The 5,941-nt window shown below is 69.9% G+C and carries 5 protein-coding genes; all 5 read right to left on the bottom strand.

The window, feature by feature from the left end; all coding sequences use genetic code 11:
* Positions 1-53: 53 nt before the first annotated feature.
* A complete protein-coding gene (locus VF536_RS08355; RefSeq protein ID WP_331614363.1) occupies positions 54-530 on the bottom strand; it encodes a hypothetical protein in 477 nt (158 codons plus the stop codon).
* A 347-nt stretch (positions 531-877) separates the two neighbouring features.
* Complete coding sequence (locus VF536_RS08350) at positions 878-1,777, bottom strand: 5'-nucleotidase (RefSeq protein WP_331614362.1); 900 nt, start codon at positions 1,775-1,777, stop codon at positions 878-880.
* Positions 1,778-1,843: 66 nt separating this feature from the next.
* Complete coding sequence (gspF, locus tag VF536_RS08345; protein WP_331614361.1) at positions 1,844-3,055, bottom strand: type II secretion system inner membrane protein GspF; 1,212 nt, start codon at positions 3,053-3,055, stop codon at positions 1,844-1,846.
* A 51-nt stretch (positions 3,056-3,106) separates the two neighbouring features.
* Positions 3,107-4,540 carry a type II secretion system ATPase GspE gene (gene gspE / locus VF536_RS08340; protein ID WP_331614359.1) on the bottom strand — a complete coding sequence of 478 codons (1,434 nt, stop codon included), beginning with the start codon at positions 4,538-4,540 and terminating at the stop codon, positions 3,107-3,109.
* Positions 4,541-4,553: 13 nt separating this feature from the next.
* Positions 4,554-5,941: secretin N-terminal domain-containing protein (locus VF536_RS08335; protein ID WP_331614358.1), on the bottom strand; the 1,388-nt coding region annotated here is incomplete at its 5' end.

The raw sequence follows: 5,941 nt of genomic DNA, 5'->3' as shown, positions 1-5,941 counted from the left end.
CTCCCGGAGGGTCGCGACGTGGTCAATGTTGACCCCCAGCTTGAGTGGCATGGCTACTTCCGGACGGGCGCCGGCGCCGCCGCCTTGTTCCGCTTGAGATCCTCCACGCGCACCACCGGCGGGCGGGCGATATGATGCGGAAAGGCCGGGCTCTCCAGCCACATCGAGAGCGTCGCCAGCTCAAACCCGCTGAAGCCCAGGCGGGACTTGCGGATCAACGTGAGCTCCTGCGGCGACGTCTGGGTGATCTCAGTCACGGCGTCGCCCAGCAGCGAGACGATCGCGCCCAGCCACTTTTGGGAGGGCGTTTCGATCGACGGCGGGGTGCGGAGATTGAAGATGCTGCCCAGCTGGTAGAGCTGGCGCGCATTGGCCACGCGGTTCGAAGTGATCTCCCAATCGTAGTAGAACAGGTTGGTCCGGCCGCTAAACTGCGCGAACAGCTCGGGGGGCGGCGGCGTGCGATTCGGCAGCAGCGGGAACAGCCGGGCGTAGACAAATTCCTGGCCGCCCTGCGAGTAGATACCCAACGTCGGCGAGATGCCCGGCAGGCCTCCGCCACGAAGACCAGCCGGTCGCCGCGCAGCGCGGGCTGGCGGTAGAAGCCGAGCGAGGGATCGGTGACGGCCGGCCGGGCGGGGGCGCCGCGGGCGACGGCGTCGGCGGTGCCTGCGGCAGCGGCCGCAGTGGCGGTGGATTCGGCGGCGATGGCGAGGGTGGCCATCGAGCAGGCCGTGGCGATGGCCAGGCGACGGAGCGTGATGCGCATCGTGGGTCTTCCTTGTGGGAGTCCGGGGCGGAGCGTCGGAGCGTGGAGGGGACCGGCCTGACGGCAGCCGGAAGTCATGCGGCGCGGATTCTGGCGCCGCGGGCGGCGTCAGCGGTTCGTCACCCCCATGGCCACGTGCCCGGCGGGCACATGCGGGACGGCGTTCTGGACGTGGCCGTGCTGGTCGTCGAAGAAGAAGTCGGGCTCGAATTCCCGGAGGAATTCGCCCTTGGGCAGGCCGCCGAGGAACATGGCCTCGTCGACCTCGACGTCCCAGTCCATCAGCGTGCGGATGGCGCGCTCGTGCGCGGGCGCGCTGCGGGCGGTGACGAGGACGGTGCGCAGGCGCATGGGCACGGCGGGCGCGTCCTGCAGGCGCTGCAGCTCATGAAGGACCTGCTTGAACGGACCGGCGGGCAGCGGGGTCAGCTTGCGGGCGATCTCGTGCTCCTGGAAAGCGTCGAGTCCGTCGCGCTGGAAGATCTGCTCGGCCTCGTCGGAGAAGAGCACGGCATCCCCGTCGAAGGCGATGCGCAGTTCATCCGGATAGGCGGCGGAAGCGCGCGCCGACTGCGGGAAAACACGGGCCGCCGCAACGCCCGCGACGAGCGCTGATCGCACGTCGTCCTCGTTGGCGGAGAGGAAGAGCTGCGCCTTGAGCGGCTTCAGGTAGCGCCACGGACTGTGGCCGCGGGTGAAGACGCCGCGTTCGATGTTCAGGCCGTAATGCTGCGCCGAGCGGAACACGCGCATGCCCGAGATCGGGTCGTTGCGCGACAGCACGACGACCTCGACGCGGGGCGTCTCGCCGGGCACGTTGAACGCCAGCAGCTTGCGCACGAGCGAGAAGGCGGTGCCAGGTTTGGCGGGCTCGTCCAGGCGCTGCTGCTGCAGGCGCATGTAGGCGCGGTCGTCGCTGTTCTCGAAGAGCTGGTTCTCCTCTTCGAAGTCGAACAACGCGCGGGAGGAAAGGGCCACCACCAGGCGGCCGTCGAGAGAGGCGGGCATGGGCCCGATGATAGGCGGCCGCTGCCCGGCGTCGGCACATCGGCGCGCGAGCGCCGGCTCGGCGCCTTACTGCGCCGCCAGCTTGTTCATGTCGATGATCGGCAGCAGCACCGACAGCACGATCAGCATCACCACGCCGCCCATCGCCACGATCAGCAGCGGTTCCAGCAGCGTGGCCAACGTCATCGCGCGGCGCTTCACTTCATTGCCGAGCTGCTTGGCCGCGCGCTGCAGCATGTCGGGCAGTTGACCCGTCTGCTCGCCCAGCCGCGCGAACATCGACAGCAGTCCCGGGAAACGCTTCTTGCCCGCCAACGCCGCGCCCAGCGGCGCGCCCTCGCGGACCTGCGCCAGCGCGTCCATCGCGTCCGCGCGCATCGCCTGGTTGGACAGCGTCTCCGCCGCGGCCTGCAGCGCCTTGAGGATCGGGACGCCCGCGCCCGCCAGCATCGCCAGCGTGCCCGAGAAACGCGCCGCGTTGTACCCGCGCGCCAGCCGGCCCAGCAGCGGTAGGTTCAGGAAGGCGGCATCGAAGCGCTGTCGCGGCCCTTCGCGCTTGAGCAGCTGCCGCGCGCCGATGAACCCGCCGGCCACGACGATCACGATCACCAGCCCCCAGTTCCGGAGTACGTCGGAGATGCCCATCATGATCCGCGTCAGCAGCGGCAGCGTCTGCCGCGTCTGCGTGAACACCGCCGCGACCTGCGGCACCACGTACGTGAGCAGGAAGCTCACCGCCAGCACCGCGATGATGCAGACGATCACCGGATACGCCAGCGCGCCGAAAAGCTCCGAACGCAGGCGCTGCTGTTCCTCGAGGTCGTCCGCCAGGCTCTCCAACACCGGCCCGAGCGCGCCGCTCTGTTCGCCCGCGGCGACCACCGCGCGGTAGACGTCGTCGAACTCGCGCGGCGCCGTTCCCAGCGCCCGCGCGAACGACGAGCCGGCGTTGACCTCGGCCTTCAGCTGCGACATCAGCTCGCGCTGGCGAGGATCTTCGGCTTCATCGGCCAGCGCCGCCATCGAGCGTTCCAGCGGCAGGCCCGCGGAGACCAGACCCGCCAGTTGCCGCGTCCACACGGCGAGGCCCGCCGGCTTGAACGCGCGCCGCGCGAATCGGGCCTGCTTGCCCGGCTGCGCCGCCACCGCCTTCACCTCGAGCGGCACCAGCCCCTGCGTGCGCAATTGCGAACGCGCGGCCTTCAGGGTGTCCGCCTCCAGCAGGCCCGTGCGGGATTTGCCGGACGCATCCAGCGCGTCGTACTTGAAGGCGGGCATCGCTAGGAACCTCGTGTCTCTACTGCTCGTGCGTCCGGGTCATCACCGCGATCACTCGCGCGTGACCCGCAGCACTTCCTCTTCGGACGTGACGCCCGAGGCCACCAGCCGGTCGCCGTCCTCGCGCATCGAGCGCAGGCCGTTGGCGCGCGCCGCCGCCAGCAGCTCGGACTCCGGCGCCTGGTTGTGGATCAGGCTGCGGATCGCGTCGTTGCTCACCATCAGCTCGTACACGCCGGTCCGGCCCTTGTAGCCGCTGCTCGAGCAGGCGGAGCAACCCACCGGGTGGTAGCGCGTGCCGCCGCCGGGCAAGGGCTCGGACGACTTGCACACCGGGCACAGCTTGCGCACCAGCCGCTGCGCCAGCACGCCCAGCAGCGACGAGCTCAGCAGGAAGGGCTCCACGCCCATGTCGGTCAGCCGCGTCACCGCGCTCACCGCGTCGTTCGTGTGCAGCGTCGCGAGCACCAGGTGACCCGTCAGCGAGGCCTGGATCGCGATCTGCGCCGTCTCGTAATCGCGGATTTCGCCGATCATGATCACGTCCGGATCCTGACGCAGGATGGCGCGCAGCGCCTTCGCGAAGGTCAGGTCGATCCGCGAGTTCACCTGCGTCTGCCCGATGCCGGGCAGCTCGTATTCGATCGGGTCCTCGACGGTCAGCACGTTGGTCGTCGAGGTGTCCACCGTCTGCAGCGCGGCGTACAGCGTCGTCGTCTTGCCCGAGCCCGTCGGACCCGTCACCAGCACGATGCCGTGCGGCTGTTGCACGACGCGCTGGAAGCGCTCCAGCCGCTCGCCGTCCATGCCCAGCGCCGCCAGCGTGAAGCGCGATTCGGACTTGTCCAGCAGACGCAGCACCGCACGTTCGCCGTGCGCCGAGGGCAGCGTGCTCACCCGCACGTCGATCGCGCGGCCGCCGATGCGCAGGGAGATCCGGCCGTCCTGCGGCAGGCGCTTCTCGGCGATGTCGAGCTCCGCCATGATCTTCAGCCGCGAGATCAGCGCGGCGTGCAGCGCGCGGTTCGGCCGCACCACCTCGCGCAGCGTGCCGTCGACGCGGAAACGCACCGAGCTCTCGCGCTCGTAGGGTTCGATGTGGATGTCGCTCGCGCCGTTGTTCGCGGCCTGCGTCAGCAGCGCGTTCAGCATCCGGATGATGGGCGCGTCGTCCGCCGCTTCCAGCAGGTCCTCGACCGCCGGCAGGTCCTGCATCAGGCGCGACAGGTCGACGGCGTTCTCGACCTCGCCGATCACCAGCGCCGCGTTGTCCTCGCCGCCCGCATAGGCGGCCTGGATGCGCGTGGAGAGTTCGGCGACGCTCAGGCATTCGATGCGCGACGGCGCGTACACGCGCTGCAGCTCGGACAGCACCGGCAAGGTCAGCGCGGGCGGCGCCCACAGCGTGCGCTGCTGACCGTCGTCCTCGATCAGGAGATGCTGCGCCTTGGCGACGGCGTAGGGAAGGGGATGGCGGCTGGCCATGGTGTCTCCGGGCTCAGCGGCCTTGCGGGCCGCTGGCCGCGTCGCTCGGCGCCTTGGCCGGGCCCGGCACCGGCGAAGACGCCGGATACACGGGCAGCGGCAATTGCTGGGGCAGCGCGCCGCCAGGCGTGGACGCCGGCTTCTCCGGCAGCAGCGGGGCGCCGGTATCCGGCAGCACCAGGGTGCTCTTCGGTTGCACCTCCTGCTGGTAGGCGCGGATCGCGTCGTAACGGTCGGCGGTCAGCGAGGCCGCGTTCTCCGGCGTGCGCAGCACCACCGGGCGCAGGAAGATCATCAGGTTGGACTTCACGCGCTTGCGGCTCTGGCTCTTGAACAGGTTGCCCAGCAGCGGGATGTCGCCCAGGCCCGGGACCTTGTCCTCGCCGTCGGTGTACTCGTCCTTCATCATGCCGCCCAGGACCAGCACCTGGCCGTCCTCCAGCGTCACGCTCGTTTCGACCGCGCTCTTGTCGAAGGTCGGGCCCTGCGTGGCCGCAGTCACCGTGGCCACGACGCTGGAGTTCTCCTGGTACACCTTCATCCGGACGGTGCCGTTCTCGCCGACGGTCGTGCGGACCTTGAGGCGCAGACCGACGTCGCGACGGTCGAAGGTCTGGAAGGGGCTGGTCGTCGTGCCCGACGTCGTCGTCGAGTTGCCGGTGATCACGGGCACGTTGCTGCCGATCAGCAGATCGGCTTCCTCGTTGTCCTGCACGACCAGCGAGGGGGTCGACAGCACGTTCGTGCCGGAGATCTGGCCCAGCGCATTGGCGACTGCGCCCAGCGTGTAGAAGTTGCCCACCTTCTTGAGAAAGCCCAGGTTCAAGCCCGCCGGCACCTGTCCCGAAGACAGGGCGGCGGTTGCGCCCGTCGTGCCGGTGGCGACAGCGCCTGAAAGATTCAGGATATTGCTGTATCCAGTGCCGAAGTTGGTGCCGAAACCCGACACCGTCGAGTCACCCTTGTTGCCGAACAGCTGCGTGAACTGAACGCCGAACTCGCCCAGCTTGCTGGCATCGACCTTGACGACGAGCGCCTCGACATAGACCTGGGCACGGCGCGTGTCGAGCTGCTCGACGACTGCGCGGATCTGGCGGTACATCGGCTCGGGCGCCGTGATGATCAGCGAGTTGGTGGCCGGGTCGGCCTGCACGAAGCCGCCGGTGCTGACCTGGGCGGTCTGGCTGACCTGCGTGGACGCGCCGCCGCCGCTCGAGCCGCTGCTGCCCGAGCTCGACGAGCCGCCGCCGCCGAACGAGGTGCTGTTGCCCGCGAAGCCGCCCGACTGGCCGGCGCTGCCGGTCTGCGCGCCGGCGAAGCCGCCGGTACCGCCCTGGCCGCTGTTGGAGCCGCCCGCGCCCGGACCCGCGTTGTTCGTGTACGCCGCGCGCAGCACCGTGG

Source organism: Roseateles sp., assembly GCF_036486225.1.
GTDB lineage: Bacteria > Pseudomonadota > Gammaproteobacteria > Burkholderiales > Burkholderiaceae_C > Roseateles.
The sequence above is the reverse complement of the archived record's forward strand: the minus strand, read 5'-3'. Positions and strand labels throughout refer to the sequence as shown.

Bases quoted from the DNA above. Each gene is read 5' to 3' on its own strand.
- gspF (WP_331614361.1), bottom strand. From the start codon at position 3,055: ATGCCCGCCTTCAAGTACGACGCGCTGGATGCGTCCGGCAAATCCCGC.
- VF536_RS08350 (WP_331614362.1), bottom strand. From the start codon at position 1,777: ATGCCCGCCTCTCTCGACGGCCGCCTGGTGGTGGCCCTTTCCTCCCGC.
- gspE (WP_331614359.1), bottom strand. From the start codon at position 4,540: ATGGCCAGCCGCCATCCCCTTCCCTACGCCGTCGCCAAGGCGCAGCAT.